This window comes from Marinobacter sp. DS40M6 (assembly GCF_028581595.1).
Lineage (GTDB): Bacteria > Pseudomonadota > Gammaproteobacteria > Pseudomonadales > Oleiphilaceae > Marinobacter > Marinobacter salarius.
This window is the reverse complement of record NZ_JAFCAE010000001.1, coordinates 823068-839860: the sequence shown is the minus strand read 5'-3', so window position 1 is coordinate 839860 and position 16793 is coordinate 823068. Positions and strand designations below refer to the sequence as shown.

General features: G+C 58.9%; 17 protein-coding genes. 5 read left to right on the top strand and 12 right to left on the bottom strand.

Annotated elements, in window-relative coordinates:
- Nucleotides 1-68: 68 nt before the first annotated feature.
- Nucleotides 69-959, bottom strand: coding sequence for a LysR family transcriptional regulator (locus tag JJO78_RS03770; RefSeq protein WP_075195350.1), 891 nt, complete (start codon nucleotides 957-959; stop codon nucleotides 69-71).
- A gap of 116 nt (nucleotides 960-1075) precedes the next feature.
- Here JJO78_RS03770 and JJO78_RS03765 point away from each other — a divergent pair, with 116 nt between their 5' ends.
- Nucleotides 1076-1420: a hypothetical protein gene (locus JJO78_RS03765; protein WP_273622804.1), complete on the top strand. Its 345-nt coding sequence runs from the start codon at nucleotides 1076-1078 to the stop codon at nucleotides 1418-1420.
- Here JJO78_RS03765 and JJO78_RS03760 read toward each other — a convergent pair.
- The 6 genes from JJO78_RS03760 to JJO78_RS03735 are packed head-to-tail and all read right to left on the bottom strand — an operon-like array spanning nucleotide 1406 to nucleotide 8029.
- On the bottom strand, nucleotides 1406-3208 hold the full coding sequence (locus JJO78_RS03760; protein WP_273622803.1) for an AMP-dependent synthetase/ligase: 1803 nt from the start codon (nucleotides 3206-3208) through the stop codon (nucleotides 1406-1408). The two genes, JJO78_RS03765 and JJO78_RS03760, sit on opposite strands and share 15 nt — an antisense overlap.
- On the bottom strand, nucleotides 3205-4014 hold the full coding sequence (locus JJO78_RS03755; protein ID WP_036202733.1) for an ABC transporter ATP-binding protein: 810 nt from the start codon (nucleotides 4012-4014) through the stop codon (nucleotides 3205-3207). The genes JJO78_RS03760 and JJO78_RS03755 overlap by 4 nt, the downstream gene beginning before the upstream one ends.
- 8 nt (nucleotides 4015-4022) lie before the next feature.
- The gene (locus JJO78_RS03750) at nucleotides 4023-5231 is read right to left on the bottom strand and encodes an ABC transporter substrate-binding protein (protein ID WP_085681786.1); all 1209 of its coding nucleotides are present in this window, start codon (nucleotides 5229-5231) and stop codon (nucleotides 4023-4025) included.
- 59 nt (nucleotides 5232-5290) lie between these two features.
- Nucleotides 5291-6334, bottom strand: a complete 1044-nt coding sequence (locus JJO78_RS03745; RefSeq protein ID WP_041334440.1) for a branched-chain amino acid ABC transporter permease — start codon at nucleotides 6332-6334, stop codon at nucleotides 5291-5293.
- Nucleotide 6335: 1 nt separating this feature from the next.
- The gene (locus JJO78_RS03740) at nucleotides 6336-7214 is read right to left on the bottom strand and encodes a branched-chain amino acid ABC transporter permease (protein WP_273622801.1); all 879 of its coding nucleotides are present in this window, start codon (nucleotides 7212-7214) and stop codon (nucleotides 6336-6338) included.
- Nucleotides 7214-8029, bottom strand: coding sequence for an ABC transporter ATP-binding protein (locus JJO78_RS03735; protein ID WP_273622800.1), 816 nt, complete (start codon nucleotides 8027-8029; stop codon nucleotides 7214-7216). The genes JJO78_RS03740 and JJO78_RS03735 overlap by 1 nt, the downstream gene beginning before the upstream one ends.
- Before the next feature lie 248 nt (nucleotides 8030-8277).
- Between JJO78_RS03735 and JJO78_RS03730 the strand changes: the two genes are divergently transcribed.
- Nucleotides 8278-9072 carry an enoyl-CoA hydratase/isomerase family protein gene (locus JJO78_RS03730; protein ID WP_273622799.1) on the top strand — a complete coding sequence of 265 codons (795 nt, stop codon included), beginning with the start codon at nucleotides 8278-8280 and terminating at the stop codon, nucleotides 9070-9072.
- Nucleotides 9073-9075: 3 nt separating this feature from the next.
- Here JJO78_RS03730 and JJO78_RS03725 read toward each other — a convergent pair whose 3' ends face one another.
- Complete coding sequence (locus tag JJO78_RS03725; protein ID WP_273622798.1) at nucleotides 9076-9762, bottom strand: NAD-dependent epimerase/dehydratase family protein; 687 nt, start codon at nucleotides 9760-9762, stop codon at nucleotides 9076-9078.
- A complete protein-coding gene (locus tag JJO78_RS03720) occupies nucleotides 9759-10601 on the bottom strand; it encodes a hypothetical protein (RefSeq protein WP_169052541.1) in 843 nt (280 codons plus the stop codon). The genes JJO78_RS03725 and JJO78_RS03720 overlap by 4 nt, the downstream gene beginning before the upstream one ends.
- A 112-nt stretch (nucleotides 10602-10713) precedes the next feature.
- Here JJO78_RS03720 and JJO78_RS03715 point away from each other — a divergent pair, with 112 nt between their 5' ends.
- The gene (locus JJO78_RS03715) at nucleotides 10714-11787 is read left to right on the top strand and encodes a mechanosensitive ion channel family protein (protein ID WP_273622797.1); all 1074 of its coding nucleotides are present in this window, start codon (nucleotides 10714-10716) and stop codon (nucleotides 11785-11787) included.
- A gap of 3 nt (nucleotides 11788-11790) precedes the next feature.
- Here the strand turns inward: JJO78_RS03715 and JJO78_RS03710 are convergent, their stop codons facing one another.
- Entirely contained in the window at nucleotides 11791-12678 is an 888-nt protein-coding gene (locus JJO78_RS03710; RefSeq protein ID WP_075195355.1) for a chemotaxis protein, read from the bottom strand.
- A 173-nt stretch (nucleotides 12679-12851) separates the two neighbouring features.
- Between JJO78_RS03710 and JJO78_RS03705 the strand changes: the two genes are divergently transcribed.
- Both JJO78_RS03705 and JJO78_RS03700 read left to right on the top strand, forming a co-directional pair.
- Nucleotides 12852-13271, top strand: coding sequence for a DUF4864 domain-containing protein (locus JJO78_RS03705; RefSeq protein ID WP_041334429.1), 420 nt, complete (start codon nucleotides 12852-12854; stop codon nucleotides 13269-13271).
- 103 nt (nucleotides 13272-13374) lie between these two features.
- Nucleotides 13375-14379: an AraC family transcriptional regulator gene (locus JJO78_RS03700; protein WP_041334426.1), complete on the top strand. Its 1005-nt coding sequence runs from the start codon at nucleotides 13375-13377 to the stop codon at nucleotides 14377-14379.
- A 15-nt stretch (nucleotides 14380-14394) separates the two neighbouring features.
- Here the strand turns inward: JJO78_RS03700 and JJO78_RS03695 are convergent, their stop codons facing one another.
- A complete protein-coding gene (locus JJO78_RS03695; RefSeq protein WP_036202703.1) occupies nucleotides 14395-15576 on the bottom strand; it encodes a thiolase family protein in 1182 nt (393 codons plus the stop codon).
- A gap of 16 nt (nucleotides 15577-15592) precedes the next feature.
- Nucleotides 15593-16744 (bottom strand): acyl-CoA dehydrogenase family protein, encoded by a 1152-nt coding sequence (locus JJO78_RS03690; RefSeq protein ID WP_036202699.1) that lies wholly within the window; start codon nucleotides 16742-16744, stop codon nucleotides 15593-15595.
- Between the last annotated feature and the right edge of the window lie 49 nt (nucleotides 16745-16793).

The window sequence follows — 16793 nt, the reverse complement described above, 5'->3', positions numbered from 1 at the left end:
ACTGTAAGAAACAATTACATTACATGTTTAGCGATATGACCATCTTGAGACCAAGAGATCTCCGGAGATCACCTCCAATCCAGAAACGCATCCTTCACATGCCCCGCCAGCGCATCGTTGACCGGATTGCTGCCACTTCGCACGAGTGCGATCTGATACTCCGCCAGCGCCGGCAGCCCTTCCCTGTCGAGTTTTCGTAGCGGCGGGCGCACCAGGCTGACGGGGAACGGTGCAACCGCCAGGTCCGACAACATCGCCGCTTCCTGGCCGAAGCAATTATCGCAGGTGTAGGCAACCCGATAGGAAATATGGGCGTCATCCAGGGCCGTCAGCGCTGCCCGGCGCCATACGCAACCATGGCTGGCAAGCGCCACCGGCAGGGGTGACCGGTTGGCAGCGACACCCCCTTCGCGGCCGGCCCACACCAACGGTTCGGTGTGTACAACTTCACCGCGTCGCTCCTGCCCCTCATTGCCAATGGTGACCAGCACCATATCCAGCTCTCCCGCATCGAGCCGGTCCAGGTTCTGCTGACTGGAGCCAACCACCACATCCACCTGAACCGCCGGATACGAGCGCGCGAACTGCGCCAGTACGCCCGGCAGGATACGGCTGCCCACATCGTCTGAAGTGCCCAAACTGACCCGGCCTTCCAAAACGGGAGAGAGGAACTGCCGGATAGCCTCCTCGTTCAATCGCAGCAGTCGCCGGCCATACCCCAGCAACACTTCTCCCTCGGGCGTCAGCCGGACGCGACGGGCTTCGCGCACAAAAAGTACATGACCGAGAATTTCCTCGAGCCGTTTGATCTGCATGCTCAGGGCCGAAGGGGTGCGAAAAACCTGCTTCGCGGCCCGGGTGAAACTTCCACTCTCGGCAATGGCCACGAAGGTTCTCAATACGTCGGTATCCAGTAGCGGGCCAACCTCGCGGTTGGGCGCAAGTTCGGTACTGTTCATAAGCCACCTTTCAATTTTTCTTAACCCAGATGTTAAATCTTTTCGTTTGTTTGATCAAAGGTGACGTTGCATGCTGATAACTATGCCCCCGCAAACACGCGAGGGCACCCATACTGATGACTGAACTGGAGATTGAAACGATGAGCCATTATCAGGATTTTCGCCGCCCCCAGCTTCGTCCAGACGCCCCCGCCAAGCCCCCGGAGCTGGAGCTTTACATGCCGGCCACCCCGCCACTGGCGTTCATGGCAACGGTTGAGTTCTGGGTCAGAATCTTCCGGCGCAGGCACCATTTTCGTCGCCTGTTCCTGCCTTTGCTGAAGGAAGATGACGAGATGCTGGAGGACATCGGCTTCGAGAGGACGGATATTCAGTGGGCGCTCAATCTCCCACTGAAAATCGACGCCCTCAAGGCGCTGGAGGCATGTCGCAGAGCGCGGGTTTGTTCAAACGTAAAGTGACTCGATGACATCCGTATACTTCTCATAGATGTTGCTTCTGCGCACCTTCATGGTGGCTGTCACTTCATCGTCGTCATGGTCGAGCTCTTTGGTGAGCAGGTGGAAACGCTTGATCTGTGCCACTTGGGGTAACTGGTCATTACCCTTGCTCACCTCGGCCTGGATCAGTTCGTTCACCCGCGCCTGTTCTGTCAGGCTGCGGAAGGTGGTATAGGCAATCCGTTGCTGCTCGGCCCACTTGGCCACCGTGTCAAAATCGATCTGTATCAGGGCGGAAACGTATTTCCGGGCCTCACCGATCACAATGCATTCCTTGATATAGGGGCTGGCCTTGATGGTGTTCTCAATCTCCGTCGGCGACAGGTTCTTGCCGCCGGCGGTGATCATGATGTCTTTCAGCCGGTCGACAATCTTGAGCTGGCCATTCCGCCACTCGCCTACGTCGCCGGTATGCAGCCAGCCGTCTTTCAGGGTAGAAGCAGTCGCCGCGTCGCTCTTGTAGTAGCCCTTGAACATGCTGCCACCGCGCATAATGATCTCGTTCTGATCACCGAGTTTGACCTCAACGCCGGCAATCGCGACACCCACGGTTCCCAGCTGCACGTCATCCACCGGCTGTGCGGTTGCCACGCCGGTACTTTCCGTCTGGCCATAGACTTCCAGCAGCGGAACACCAATGGTCCGGAAGAATTCCAGAATCCCGGTGGAAATGGGGGCCGCTCCGGTCATCGCGATGGCACATCGGCGCAGGCCAATGAAATTCTGCAGGGCCCGGAACACCAGCCAGTAACTGAGACTGTAAAGGCCTTTCTCTTTCAGGCTCCACTGCGCCCGGGATTTGGTCGCCATAGGCGAACACGCGCGGATGGCCCAATCGAACAATGCCCGGCGGAAACGCCCGGTTTCCTGGACCTTGATATAGATGGCGGAGTGCAGCTTCTCCCAGATTCTGGGCACGCCCAGGAAAAAGGTCGGCGCAATTTCCCGCAAATCTTCCTGAACGGTCCGCAGGCTCTCGCCAAAGCTGACGGAGCTGCCTGCGTAAACCGGCGCAATGTTGGTTACCGCCTGCTCCGCCACATGGCACAGCGGCAGGTAGGAAAGGCTGGAACCGCGATCGTCCGCCTGCAGCAATTCAATAAGACCGGGAGCGGCAGCGTGAAGATTGCCCCAACTGATCATCGCGCCCTTCGGCCGTCCGGTGGAACCGGAGGTGTAGATCATCAGGGCGGTGTCATCCATCCGCTGGCCATCCAGCAATTCATCCACCAGTCCGGGATGGTCTTTTTCATACTCCCGGCCTCTGGCCTCAATGTCCTCGAACGCCGCCGGGGGCTCTGGATAGTAGCGAAGGCCTTTCATATCAATGGCAATGGTGTGCTTCAATTGGGGCAGTTGGGGCCAGGCTTCCAGCACCTTGTCGGTCTGCTCCTGATCCTCACACACCACAATGCTTGCATCGCTGTGTTCGAGAACGTAGGCCACTTCATTCCAGGGACTGGTCGGGTACACCCCAACACAGATGCCCCGAACCATGCCAATCCCCATCTGGGCAATCACCCACTCCACCCGATTTTCCGAGATGATGGCCACATGGCCACCCTCCTCCAACCCCATGGCGCGGAGGCCAAGACCAAAATGCCGGGCGCGATTGTAGTAGTCCCGCCAGGAATAAGCCTGCCAGATACCGAAGTCTTTCTGACGCAGGGCCAAGGCGTCCGGCCGCTCTTGCGCATGGGCCCGTAGCATCTGGGTCAGGGTCAGATCAGGTAGGGAAGGTGTTGTCATGACAGCCACCGTTTACGGCGTTTATAGTGCTTGATATCGCGGTAACTGCGGGCTTCACCTTCCTTGCCGCCCACACCCAGGTAGAACTCCTGAACGTCCTCGTTCGCCGTGAGCTTGTCCGCCGGCCCGTCGATCACGATTTTGCCGTTCTCCATGATGTAACCGTATGAGGCAATCGCCAGAGACACGGCCGCATTCTGCTCCACCAGAAGAATCGCGGTGCCCTGTTCACGGTTGATCCGCGCCACGATGGTAAAAATCTCTTCCACCAGCAGCGGTGCCAGACCCAGGGACGGCTCATCAAGCATGATCAGGTCCGGCTGGGCAATCAGCGCCCGGCCCAGAGCCAGCATCTGCTGTTCGCCACCGGAGAGGTAACCCGCCAACTGCTTGCGGCGTTCCCTCAGGCGCGGAAAATAGTCATAGACCAACTCGTAGCTGTCACTCAACGAGGGCTTGCTGCCACTGAGTGCGTAGGTGGCGGCAACCAAGTTCTCCTCCACCGTGAGGTCTTCAAAGACACGGCGGCCTTCCATGACATGGAAGAGTCCGTTACGCACCAGTTTTTCGGGAGGCGTACCCTTTACATCCCGGCCCCGGAAACGCACCTCCCCGGCGGTCACCTCCCCGTCTTCCAGAGTCAGCAGGCCGGAGACGCTCTTCAGCGTGGTGGATTTGCCCGCACCATTGGAACCGAGGAGCGCCACAATGGCGCCCTCCGGCACCCGCAGCGACAGGCCCCGAAGAACCTGCACCGACTTGTTGTAGACCACCTCGATATTATCGATTTCCAGTAAGGCTTCCATACAGCCCCTCAGTCGAGGTGAATCCAGTCCGATACCGGCTCATAACGACCTTCTTCAGCATTCACCCGCCAGATCCGGCCGACCGGGAAGGACATGTTCCGCACGGTGACCGGAATGCCGATGATGCCGCCAGTATCCCAGTCCTCAATCGAGGCAAGAGATTCCGCCATGTTGTCTCCGGTCAGTTCTTTCCCCGCATCGAGCGTGCGCTTGACCACTTCTGTCCAGACCATGGCATTGAACCATCCCTGCATGTAGCCGGTGGGACGGTAGCCCGCTTCCGGATCGCTCTTCTCCGCCTGGGCACGGAGGGCATCAAGCATGGGCCCGCTTTCCTCGCTGTCGTAATAGTTGTAGGGCATTACGCCCATGTAGCCATCGGCATCCGCTCCCATCTTGTCGATGATCAGTTTGTCCGAGGACCAGAAGGTGCCCATGAACTGGGTATCGAGGCCCATCTGGCGCATCTGCACCATGAACTCGTTGATCGGCGACAGTACGTAGCCATGGAACACCACAAAGTCCGGTCGCACCCGGCGAAGCTTCAAAACCTCGGCGGACACATCCACACTGCCGGGCTTGGTCACGATTTCCTCGACAACCTCGATGCCCAGCTCGCCCGCGCGGGCTTTGCCGTTTTCGATGGGGTCTTTACCGAATTCGGTATCACTGTAGACAAAGGCCACCGTTGGCATATCACCGCCCTCACCCTGAGTGGCAATGTACTCCAGAATGATGCCGAACATCTGGCTATAGTTCGGGCCGGGAATGAACTGGTAAGGGTATTGCTCGTTATCCGTCAGCGCGGTCGCGAACGACGCCCCGCTCATCAGAGTATTGCCCTGGCTATTGAGCTCAGAGGCGATGGCTTTCATGAAACCGGTGCTGTCGCCGTAATAGGTAGCCGGGGAACTGCTACCGGAAATTTTCTTGAAGGCCGCCACCGAACGATCCACCTCATAGGCGGTGTCTTCCATCACATACTCGACCGGGTGGCCATTGATGCCCCCCTGGCTGTTGATCCAGTTGGTGTAGTCGGTCAGACCGGCGTGGATGTGAATACCGGCAAACGCGAACACGCCGGAGAGCGGTATGGAGCCGCCAAACACGACGGGCTCCTTGTCCTGTGACATCACCGGCGCGGCGACTGTCAGCGCAGCAACCAGGCTACCAAGCCCGGCAAGCCGGCGACCTTTTTTGAGGATGTTTCTGAACATGTTCATTCTCCTTGCGGCTTCTTGTTGTTGGTGTTGCACGGGTTCCCGTGAGAGAACCATTAATTCCGGAACGGCCAGAGGCGGAAAAAGCGACGGATACGGTGCCAGATTTCCGCAAGCCCATGAGGTTCAAAAATCAGGAAGCCCACGATCAGGGCGCCAAAGATGATTTCCAGCATCGGCGACATGAACACGGGCGCGTTGGGGTAGAACGGAGTCAGGGCCGCCGTCAGCAGTTTCAGCGCTTCCGGCACCAGGGTCATGAAAGCAGCACCGAGGATGCCCCCCAACAGATTGCCCATACCCCCCACGATCACCGCCGCCAGATAGAAAATGGACATGGAAAGCGGAAAGCTCTCCGGGGTAACCACACGGTAGAAATAGGCAAACAGGCCACCGGCCACGCCGGCGTAGAACGAGCTGAGCGCGAACGACATCAGTTTGTAGCGCAGAAGGTTAATGCCGAGAATCTCGGCGGAAATATCCCGGTCTCGAATGGCAATAAAGGCCCTGCCGATTCGTGTCCGGAACACATTCCGGGCCGCCAGCACCATCAGCACCGCCAGCGGCACGATGATGAAATACATCATGAAATCACTCTGGAACGTCAGCCCGAACAGGTGCGCTGGCTCCAGGCTCAGGCCACCCATGCCACCGGTGACGGATTCCCACTCGGCAAAAATGAAGTGCAGGAACACGCTCGCAGCCAGGGTGGCAATGGCCAGATACAGGCCTTTGACACGCAGTGAGGGCAGTCCCACCAGAATCCCGACGGCGGCAGCCATAAGCCCAGCCAGCACCAGCGTGACCGGGAACGGCAGGCCGGTGTTGATGGACAGCCAGGCCACCGTGTAGGCGCCAACGCCCATGAACCCCGCCTGCCCCAGGGAAATCAGCCCGGTAAAGCCGGTCAGGATGTTCAGGCCGGTGGTGCTGATTACGGCAATGCCAACCAGGCAGCCCAGGTACAGCAGGTAAGAGTCGACGGCAAACGGGAACACCACAAGAATCAGCAGGAAAAGACCCAGCCACAGCTTTTGGGTCTGGCTGGTCCAGATTGCCTCATCGGCCTCGTAACTCTGTTTCGCGTCACCGATGCGCATCTTACACTCGCTCTATTTCGTGGGTGCCAAAAAGGCCATAGGGGCGGATAACCAGGATCACCGCCAACACCAGGAACGTTGCCGGCATACGGTACTCGCCCCCGAGGTAGGCACCGGCAACCGTCTCCAGCCAGCCAATGAACACGCCAGCCACCAGGGCACCGAGAATGCTGTCCAGGCCGCCAACGATCACCACCACCAGCACACTCAGACCAATGATCCCGAACTGCGGACTAAGTCCGCCGGTGGCGGCCACCAACACACCGGCCAACGATGCCGCAAGAGAACCAAACACCCAGGCCATGTTGAATACCCGGCGCACGTTAATGCCCATGGAATAGGCCGCCGCCTGATCCGAGGCCGTTGCCCTCAGGGCCACGCCACCCCGGGAGAAGCGGAAATAAAGCAGATAAATAATGAGCAGGGCCGAACCGATCAGAAAGCCGTAGGCAATTTTTGGAGCGAGGTAGAGCGGGCCGATAAACACCGGCTCCCGTGGCAGAAAACGGGGCAACAACTGCGGATCGGCAGTCCAGATGAACTCCACCAGGCCCACCAGGATACTGCCGATACCGATGGTGACCATCACCACCGAAATGGGGGACTCACCCAGCATGGGCCGGATCATGGTCTTCTCGATCACACCGCCCAGAATACTGCCACCGACCACCGCCAGCGGCAGGGCAATCCATGGTGACAACTCCATGCCACCAGCAAAGGCCAGGAACAGATAGGCGGCAAACATCATGATCTCGCCAATGGCAAAATTGATCACCCGGGTGGCTTTGTAGATGATCACAAACCCCAGCGCGATAAGGGCGTAAAGCCCGCCCATGGCCAAACCGGCGAGGCTGATTTCACCAAAGAACAACCAGTCCATCAGGCAACCTCCCCTTCTGGATTGAGCTTTCTTCGCAAACTGTCGATGTCACTGTTGCCCAGATAAGCCTTGATCACCTCGGGGTTGTTCTGAACATCCGCCGGCACGCCTTCGGTGATAACCTGGCCGAAATTCAGCACCGCGATATGGTCGGATATGTCCATCACCATGCCCATGTCGTGCTCTACCATCAGCACGGTAATGCCCCACTCTTCCCGGATATCCAGAATAAATCGGGCCATATCCTCCTTTTCTTCCCGGTTCATGCCAGCCACCGGTTCATCCAGCATCAATACCTTTGGTTGCATGGCAAGGGCCCGCGCAAGCTCAACCCGTTTCTGAAGCCCGTAAGAGAGGCTGGCCACCGGCTGGCGTCGTATATGATCGATTTCCAGGAAGTCGATAATCCGCTCTTCCACTTGCCTGCGAACAGCCATCTCCTCCCGCCGGGCCGGCCCGAAATAAACCAGCGCACTGAGCAGGCCGCTCTTCATGTGCACATGGGCGCCAAGCTTGATGTTGTCGAGTACGGTCATACCCCGGAACAGGGCTATATTCTGGAAGGTTCGGGCAAGGCCAAGGGCGGCTCGCTTCGGCGGCTTGATACTGCCCGGCAACTCTTGGCCATGGTAGCGAATGGTGCCCTGCTGCGGTTTGTAAAAGCCGGAGATGCAGTTAAAAAGCGAGGTCTTGCCCGCACCGTTCGGGCCGATAATGGTCGTGACGGTGTTTTCAGGCACATGGAAACTGACATCCTGCAGCGCCTTGACGCCACCAAATGAGAGAGACAGGTTACTGATCTCAAGGATGCTCACATTACCTCCCGGCACCCCTGGCGCCGGGCAGACAGGCTCGCGAACACGCCCTGCTGGTACCCATCTCACGCCCGAAGATGATTGTCGTTGTTGTTTTTTCTTGTCATCGGGAGATCCCCGATCCAGATTAAAAGTAGTCCATTCAGGCAACATTGGGCAAACCCTTCTACCCTGTTACCTGTCAGACACCGAAGGGCGCTGAACAAATAGTGAAACCATGGCCCACTACGATGAGAGAAAGATCAACCATGTCAGACTCATTGGTAACCACCGAATTCGACGCCGATACGAGCATCGCAACGATGACTTTCAACCGGCCAGCAGCCCTGAATGCAATCAGTGTGCCCATGGCAGAAGCCTTTCTCGCGGAGGCTCAGGCACTGAAAGACCGGTCAGGCCTTCGATGCATCGTTCTGACCGGCTCCGGGCGCGCTTTTATGGCGGGCGGGGATATCGCCAGTATGACCGGCTCTCCCGAACAGGCGGGCAAAGCCGTCAGCGCCATCCTGGGTGCGGTCAACCCGGCCATCCTCCTGTTACGCAGCATGGACGCCCCGGTGATCGCGGTGGTCAAGGGGGTTGCCGCTGGTGCCGGGCTGAGCCTGGCACTGATGGCGGACCTTGTCATTGCTCAGGAAGACACCAAGTTTTTGCTGGCCTACAACGGCATTGGCGCCATTCCTGACTGTGGTGGTAGCTGGTTCCTGGCCCACAAGATCGGCGCTGGGCGGGCAGCCGAGTTAATGCTGCTGGGCCGAACCCTGAGTGCGACCGAAGCCAGGGACTGGGGCATGATCACTGAGTCTGTTCCGGAAGCCGACTTTGAAAAACGAGTGACTGAGATAACGAGAAACGTCGCGAATGGCCCCACCCGAGCCTTCGGTGCCTTTCGACGGCTTACGGACGGAGCCTGTGGCGATCAGTTGGCTGCCCAACTGGAAGCCGAAAAGGAAGCGTTCCTGGAACTGACCCGGACCGGGGATTTCGCAGAAGGCGTCGCCGCGTTCCTGGCCAAGCGCCCCCCTGAGTTCCACGGATCCTGACTGTCAGGATGCTACATCCTGGGCAGCCAACGCCTTGATGTCCGGGTACTCGTGTACCCGAACCGCCGATTGCGCGGGCGCCTGCTGAGCAAGCGCCGACACCTCATTGACCATTGCCCTGGCCACGGTGACCGCCTCAATACCGCGAAACTTTTCCAGTGGGCCGATCAACGCCCGGTTGATGAGGGGCATGGCTTTTATGCCCAGTGCTTCGGCGGTGCGCTGCTCGCTGCGTTCGCCCAGCAGCAGACTGGGTTGGTAGATGGACAGGCAGGGATAGCCCAGCGACTTTATGCCGTCTTCCAGTTCACCCTTCACCCGATTGTAGAAAACGGTGGAAGACGATGAGGAGGCAATGGCAGACATCAGCACGAATACCTGCGCACCGTTTGCCCGGCCAAGCTCCGCAGCTTTCATCGGGTAACCGTAGTCCACTTTACGGAACTGCTCGCGAGAGCCGGCCTTCTTGATGGTGGTGCCCAGGCAACAGACGATGGCATCCACCGCGAACAGATCACTGTGTTCATCCAGGCGGTCGAAATCCACTTCCTGCTGATGCAGTTTTTCATGGTTCAGCGGCAACGCTCGACGCACGGGCGCGACGACCGATGACACGTCTTCCCGCGCCAGCAGACCCTTTAGCACCTGGCCACCGGTCAGGCCAGTGGCACCCAATAGCATCACTTTCATAGAATCTCCCTCAACCACGAAACAACACCCGGACACCCACTAGTATCCAGCACAAACTCCTGCCCCCGCGAGGCACTTTTCAGAGTGCAGTATTCCCCGTCCCGGGACCAGCGGGCGAGGTTACCGTGAAAACTCATCGCGGTGTCCGCCGAATCCGGATAGAAACACCCGGGTAATCGCCATTGCGTGGTCGAAGCTGCATCCGGTGCCGTCAGGCGTTGCCGCTCCTCCAGGCGTCCAAACACCCCGGCACCCGGAAGGCCGGTTGATCGCCCCTCAAGCTGCAGGGCATCGGAGGCCACATAGAGCGTATTGCCACCATCTGGCTGACCATGGAAGTGTGGATGGTAGCGGGCCCACCGCAGGTCACTATCCGACAACTCATCAATGCGGTAAACATCGCCAATCTGGAGCCAGCCCCACAGCCCGTGAAACGGGCGGGCCTGTTTTACAAACTGCCAACGTCTGCCCTGTTTTTCCACGTCCCGAAACAGACCGAAAAACAGGAACAGATCCCCCACCCCCACCTGCTGTTTACGGAGGTGCCCCTGTGCGGCGCCGGTTTGCCCCAGGCAGGGCCGCCAGCCGGTTTCCCGGGGATAAGCGTCAGCGATCAGGTCCGGGTCGAGGTGGGCCTTTCGGGCGCCACCACGCCGGTTGCCGGTCAGGTCGGCCACCAGCTTGCCAACATTCAGACCATCGTGATGGATATCATGGTAGGTGATCCGGGAACGCGAGTCCGGGATCGGCAGGGTATAGAAAGACCTGTCAGGGAACACCGGGCTGGGACAGCCGCCTGCGGAGGAATCAAAGCCTTTACGGCTGAGGATCAGTTTCATAAACGCATTTTGGAGCAAGGAACGAAGCGCAACCATATCACGCCATTGAAAAGCAGTTTAAACTGACGACAACAACAGACTGGCCCACCCGCTGATTCAATGCCGATCGCCCATGACTGATTTTGAAACCCTGAACACGCTGAAGGCTGGCCTTGAAGCCTGGTGGCGCCCGGGCGTTACCGTCCTGCTCTCAATGGCTATCACCTTTCTTGTGTACAAGGGTGTGCTGGCAACGGTTCAACGCTTAACCCGCAGCAAAACAGTTCCCCGCCTGTTCCTGGATGCCTCATCAACCGCTCTGGGCATTGCCATTACCCTGGTGGTGCTCAACGCCATCCTGGAAGCGGCGTCCCAGGACCTGCCTCTGATCAACCACTTCCGCCACGCCGCCACGCTGCTGCTGATTGTGGCGGTCACCTGGGCGCTGGTGCGCTGCACGTCAGCCATCGGCGACGTCATCGTCTCTCTGAATCCAGTCCTGGAAGGCCAGTGGAAACGCGCCCGCAAAGTGGAGACACAAACGCGCTTCCTGGTGAGGGTGCTGAACATTCTCATCGTCATCGTAGGCCTGGGCGCCGCACTGGTCACGTTCGAGCCGGTTCGTCATCTTGGCAGCAGCCTGCTGGCCTCGGCGGGCATTGGCGGCATTATTCTCGGCTTCGCCGCCAAACCGGTGTTGGGCAACCTGTTGGCGGGCATGCAGATTGCCCTCACCCAGCCGTTCCGAATCGATGATGTGCTGCATGTGCAGGGCGAATGGTGCTGGGTGGAGGAAGTCACTGCCACCTACGTGGTGCTGAGGGTCTGGGATTTGCGACGGCTGGTGGTTCCGCTGCAATGGTTTATCGAAAACCCGTTCCAGAACTGGTCGAGAAACGACACTGAAATGATGGGAACGGTGTTCATCACCGTCGATTATTCCATGCCTATCGAACCACTACGAACCGAGTTTGAGAGGCTGCTGGAACAGGCGCCGGACTGGGACGGGAAGACCAGGATCGTGCAGGTGACCGAAGCCGGCGAGGCCAATATCGAGGTGCGCTTCCTGCTCAGTGCCAGGGACTCAAGCTCACTCTGGAATCTCCGCTGCGCCATCCGCGAGGGGTTGATCACCTTTATACAGGCGCAGTTTCCGGCGCATCTACCAAGGGTCCGTGCCAGGCTGGTGGAAACGCCCGACCAGTAACCCTCACCCCTGCTCTGCCCCGCGCAGCATGGCGTGCAGTAACTCTTCGGCATCGAATTTGGTCAATGCCTCGTCTGCCCCCACCTGTTTGGCATAACTCACGCTCATTTCGCTGTTCAGGGAGGTATGCAGAATGATGTACGGCTGCTTCAGGGCGTTGCCGCTGTCCCTCACATTGAAGGTCAGCTCGTAGCCGTCCAGGCCGGGCATTTCGATGTCGCTCACCAGGATATTGATGGGCTTTCCATCGCGGTTGGCGTCCAGCATCAGGTCCAGTGCATCCTGCCCGTTGGTGGTGACAAAATAGCTCACATCCTTGCTGTCCAGGGCGTCCGAGAGCTGTTTGCGAGCCACCTGGGAGTCGTCCACCAGCAGGATATTCAGGCCTTTCAGAGTTTCCCGTTGAACGTCTGTCAGCGTGACTTCCCGGGGGTTTACGGACTCCGGGTACACCCGTGCCAGCAACAGCTCCACGTCCAGCAACTGCACGATCTGATCATCGATATTCACCAGGCCGGTAATGAAGGCACGGTCGCCAAGACTCTTCGGCGGGGGCATCACCTTCTTCCACTCGGTTTCCACGATTTTCCGCACACTGCGCACAAGGAACCCGATTTCCTGGCGCTGAACATCGGTCACAATGATCGAAGCGGTCTTGCGTTCTTCCACCGTCAACGGCTGGTAACCCACGGCAGCAGCCATGTCGATCACCGGCACGGCGGAGCCGCGAAAACTCATGGTACCGATCACCGCCGAATGGCTGTGCGGTAGCTTGGTCAGCGGAACAAAGGGCATGATTTCCCGGATTTTCAGGGTGCCCAGGCCGAATGGCCTCTGATTGGTCAGATAAAACAACAGCAGTTTCTGGGGGTGTTTGGTACCCTCGGCCATAACCTCAAACCTGTCAGGAGCTTTGGAAAAAGTATAACAGGCGAAAGATAACATGCCGCCCAAATCGACATTGTAAGATTTTGCAGCCCTTCGGAGGTCGCATCGGCTGCCAGTGAATCCAGCGCTTCCTCTCCCGCGTATCACCTATACTGTTGTCATCGGGAGGCTATTCGATGAAACGCGCCTTTGCACTAATATCGGTATTCCTGTTCTTCGCCGTCTTGGCCGTGGGTGGTCATGCCGACGACGACAATATCGATGACGCCATCCAGAACACGATCCTGTCGCAGATTGAAGCCTTCGCCAATGACGACAGGCAAGCTGCCTGGGACCATGCCTCGGAAGGCATCAAGCAGCAATCCGGCTCGATAGAGTCGTTCTACGATATGGTGAAGCTATCCTATGCGCCCGTCCACCGGGCCTCGTCCATTGAGTTCATGGAGCGCATACCCCACCCCGGTTTCCAGATTCAGGTGGTACGGTTGTTGGGGCCGGAGGGCAAACGCTGGATCGCCCACTACCATATGGTCAAGAATGGTGATGACTGGAAAATCGGCGGCGTCGGGCTCAAAGAGGGTCCAAGCTCTATATAATCGCTGACCGGCTAATGGTTTCTGACGCCTATGTCTTTCAGCTCTGTCCGTCCGTAAGATACAGTCCATGAACCTGATTGCCGGCAGAGCCTGAACACCACCTATGAAGAACCTGACCTTCTCCTCTCATTACGCCAGGGCCGTTCTTTATGGCCTGGAGAAGGCCGGTGGCTATTCCGACGAACTGCTTCGCAATAATGGCATCGACCCAGAGTTCATCCACTCGCCACGGGCACGGGTGCCCACGGAACAGTTTATCCGCCTGTTCCGGCTGGTGTGGGGCAAACTGGATGACGAGTTCATGGGCCGTACCACACAGCCCTGCCGCGTGGGGCACTTTCACCTGATGGGATCGTTGGTGGTACACAGCAGCAACCTGGAAGAGGTGATCCGCCAGAGCATTCGCTGCTACCGGCTGTTCTCCGATGACATGGTGATTGAGCTGGACACCCGCGGCGATGAAGTGGAGCTGAGCATCACCCACCGCCATCCGGAACTGGACCCGGACAACTTCCTGGTGGAATGGCTACTGATGGTGTGGCACCGATTAATCGGCTGGCTGATCGGACGCAAGATCGTACTCAGCCACGCCACCTTCCAGCATGATTTGCCCGGACACTTTGACGAGTACCGGTTTGTTTTCCCCTGCCAGTGTTTCTTTAACCGCGACCGCAACAGCCTGTTTTTCAGCCACAATTATCTGGACATGCCGGTGACGCGAACACCGGAGGAACTGGATGGTTTTATTGAGAAGTCTCCGCGCAACCTGCTGATCTGGACCGATGAGGACGACAGCCTGACAACCCAGGTTCGGCAGATTCTGGAAAACGTGGACGATGATCGCCTGCCCACGCTGGAACAGATCGCCGGGCAGCTGCATATGACCGCCTACACCCTGTCGCGCAAACTGAAGGCGGAGGGCAGTTCCTACCAGAAGATCAAGGACAACCTGCGGCGGGACCAGGCCGTGATTATGCTCACGCGGCAGAACCTGACGGTGTCGGAGATCTCATCACAGCTGGGATTTACCGAGCCCGGCGCTTTTTCCCGTGCCTTCAAGCACTGGACCGGGCTCAGCCCACTGGCCTACCGCAAGCAGGACCAGTAGTTCTTCTTTCTCCGCTTACAGCAGTTCGATCGCGACAGCGGTACCTTCCCCGCCCCCGATACACAGGGACGCCACACCGCGCTTGAGACCACGCTGCTTCAGGGCGTTGATCAGGGTGACCATGATCCGCGACCCTGAGGAGCCGATGGGGTGACCCAGGGCGCAGGCGCCGCCATGGACGTTGACCTTGTCGGCATCGAGCCCAAGCTCATTGATGGCGGCCAGGGTAACCACGGCAAACGCTTCGTTGATTTCGAACAGGTCGACGTCGTCGCGGTTCCAGCCGGCTTTCTTCAGTACCTTTTCGATGGCACCGATGGGCGCAAGGGTGAACTCGGCCGGCAGGCGGGCATGTGTCGCGTGGGCGACGATGCGGGCCTGGGGAGTGAGGCCGCGCTTTTCGGCTTCTTCGCGGGTGGCCAGTACCATCGCGGAGGCGCCGTCGCTGATGGAGCTGGCGTTGGCGGCGGTGACAGAGCCGTCTTTGGCAAAGGCCGGTTTGAGGTGGGGAATTTTCTCGGGTTTGGCTTTGCCGGGCTGTTCGTCGGTATCCACCACGGTGTCGCCACCACGGCCGGAGACGGTCACGGGGGTGATTTCGTCGGAGAATCCGCCGTTCTTGATGGCCGACAGGGAGCGCTCGAGGGAGGCGATGGCGAAGTTGTCCATGGCCTCGCGGCTGATGTCGTATTTGTCGGCGGTGCGCTGGGCGAAAACGCCCATGAGGCCGCCTTCGTAGGCGTCTTCAAGGCCGTCGAGGAACATGGAATCCATGACCTGCCCGTGGCCCATGCGCATGCCGGCTCGGGCTTTTGGCAGCAGGTAAGGTGCCTGGCTCATATTTTCCATGCCGCCGGCGATCATGATGCTGTTGGTGCCGGCTTTGATCTGGTCGTGGGCCATGATGACGGCTTGCATGCCGGAGCCGCACATTTTGTTGACGGTGGTGCAGCCGCTGGAGTCGGGGATGCCGGAGGCGCGGGAGGCCTGGCGTGCGGGTGCCTGGCCGAGGCCACCTGGCAATACGCAGCCCATGATGACTTCCTGGATGTCGGCGGGTTGCAGGCCGCTTCTTTCGATGGCGGCCTTGATGGAGATGGCGCCGAGATCCGGGGAGCGCACGGAGCTGAGATCGCCCATCATGCCGCCCATGGGAGTTCTTGCTGATCCTGCGATGACTACATCGTTGCTATTCATGTCTTCAATCCTCTGATTAAGCCTTACCTAAAACCGACCGTGCGATGATTTCTTTCATCACTTCCGAAGTGCCGCCGTAAATTCTCTGCACTCTGGCGTCGATAAACGCTCTCGAAATCGGATACTCGCTGGTGTAACCGTAACCGCCGAACAACTGCAAACAACCGTCGGCTACCCGGCACTGCATTTCCGTGGCGCTGTACTTGGCCATGGAAGCTGTGGGCGCGTCGAGTTCGCCTTTTTCGTACAACGCAATGCACTCGTCGACAAAGGCGCGGTTAACGCGGCAGTCGGTTTCCATGCGGGCGATTTCGAAGCGGGTGTTTTGCAGTTGGGCCAGTTTCTGGCCGAACAGTTCCCGTTCCTGGGCGTAGTTGATGGTCAGGTCCAGTGCGCCGCGGGCGGCAGCAACACCCAACGCACCGATGACGAGGCGCTCGCGAGGGAGTTCGCGCATCAGGTACATGAAGCCCTGGCCTTCTTCACCCAGCAGCGCGGAGGCGGGGATGCGCATGTCGGAGAAGAAGAGTTCCGAGGTGTCGCCGGAGTGCTGGCCGATTTTGTCGAGGTTGCGGCCTTTGCTGTAACCGGGCAACGAGGTGTCGACCAGGAACAGGCTGATGCCACGGGCACCGGCCTTGGGGTCGGTTTTGGCGGCAACGATGACCATGTCGGCGTGTTGGCCGTTGGTGATGAAGGTTTTGGAGCCGTTGAGGATGTAGTCGTCCCCGTCTTTCACCGCGCTGGTGCGTATGGCCTGGAGATCGCTGCCGGCGCCAGGTTCGGTCATGGCGATGGCACCCACGGCTTCGCCGGAGACCATTTTCGGCAACCAGTACTGGCGCTGTTCTTCGTTGCCTATATGGCTGAGGTACGGGGCGACGATGTCGGAGTGCACCATGACGTTGGTGGACAGGGCGCCGAAGCCCATGCGGGCCATTTCTTCGCCCACGACGACGGAGTACAGGAAGGGCGCACCGCAGCCGCCCCAGTCTTCGGGTACGTCCACGCACAGCATGCCGGCGTTGCCCAGGGTGTTCCAGAGTTCCCGGGGTACGATGCCGGAGTGTTCCCACTCTTCGTAGTGGGGCGTTACTTCGGTTTCCAGGGCCTTGATGACGGACTCCCGGAACATGTCGAGTTCTTCTTTATCAACAGCGCTGGTCATGGGTGTCTCCCGTCGGTGATTAGTGTGGCCTTGATTGGGTAACGGTCAG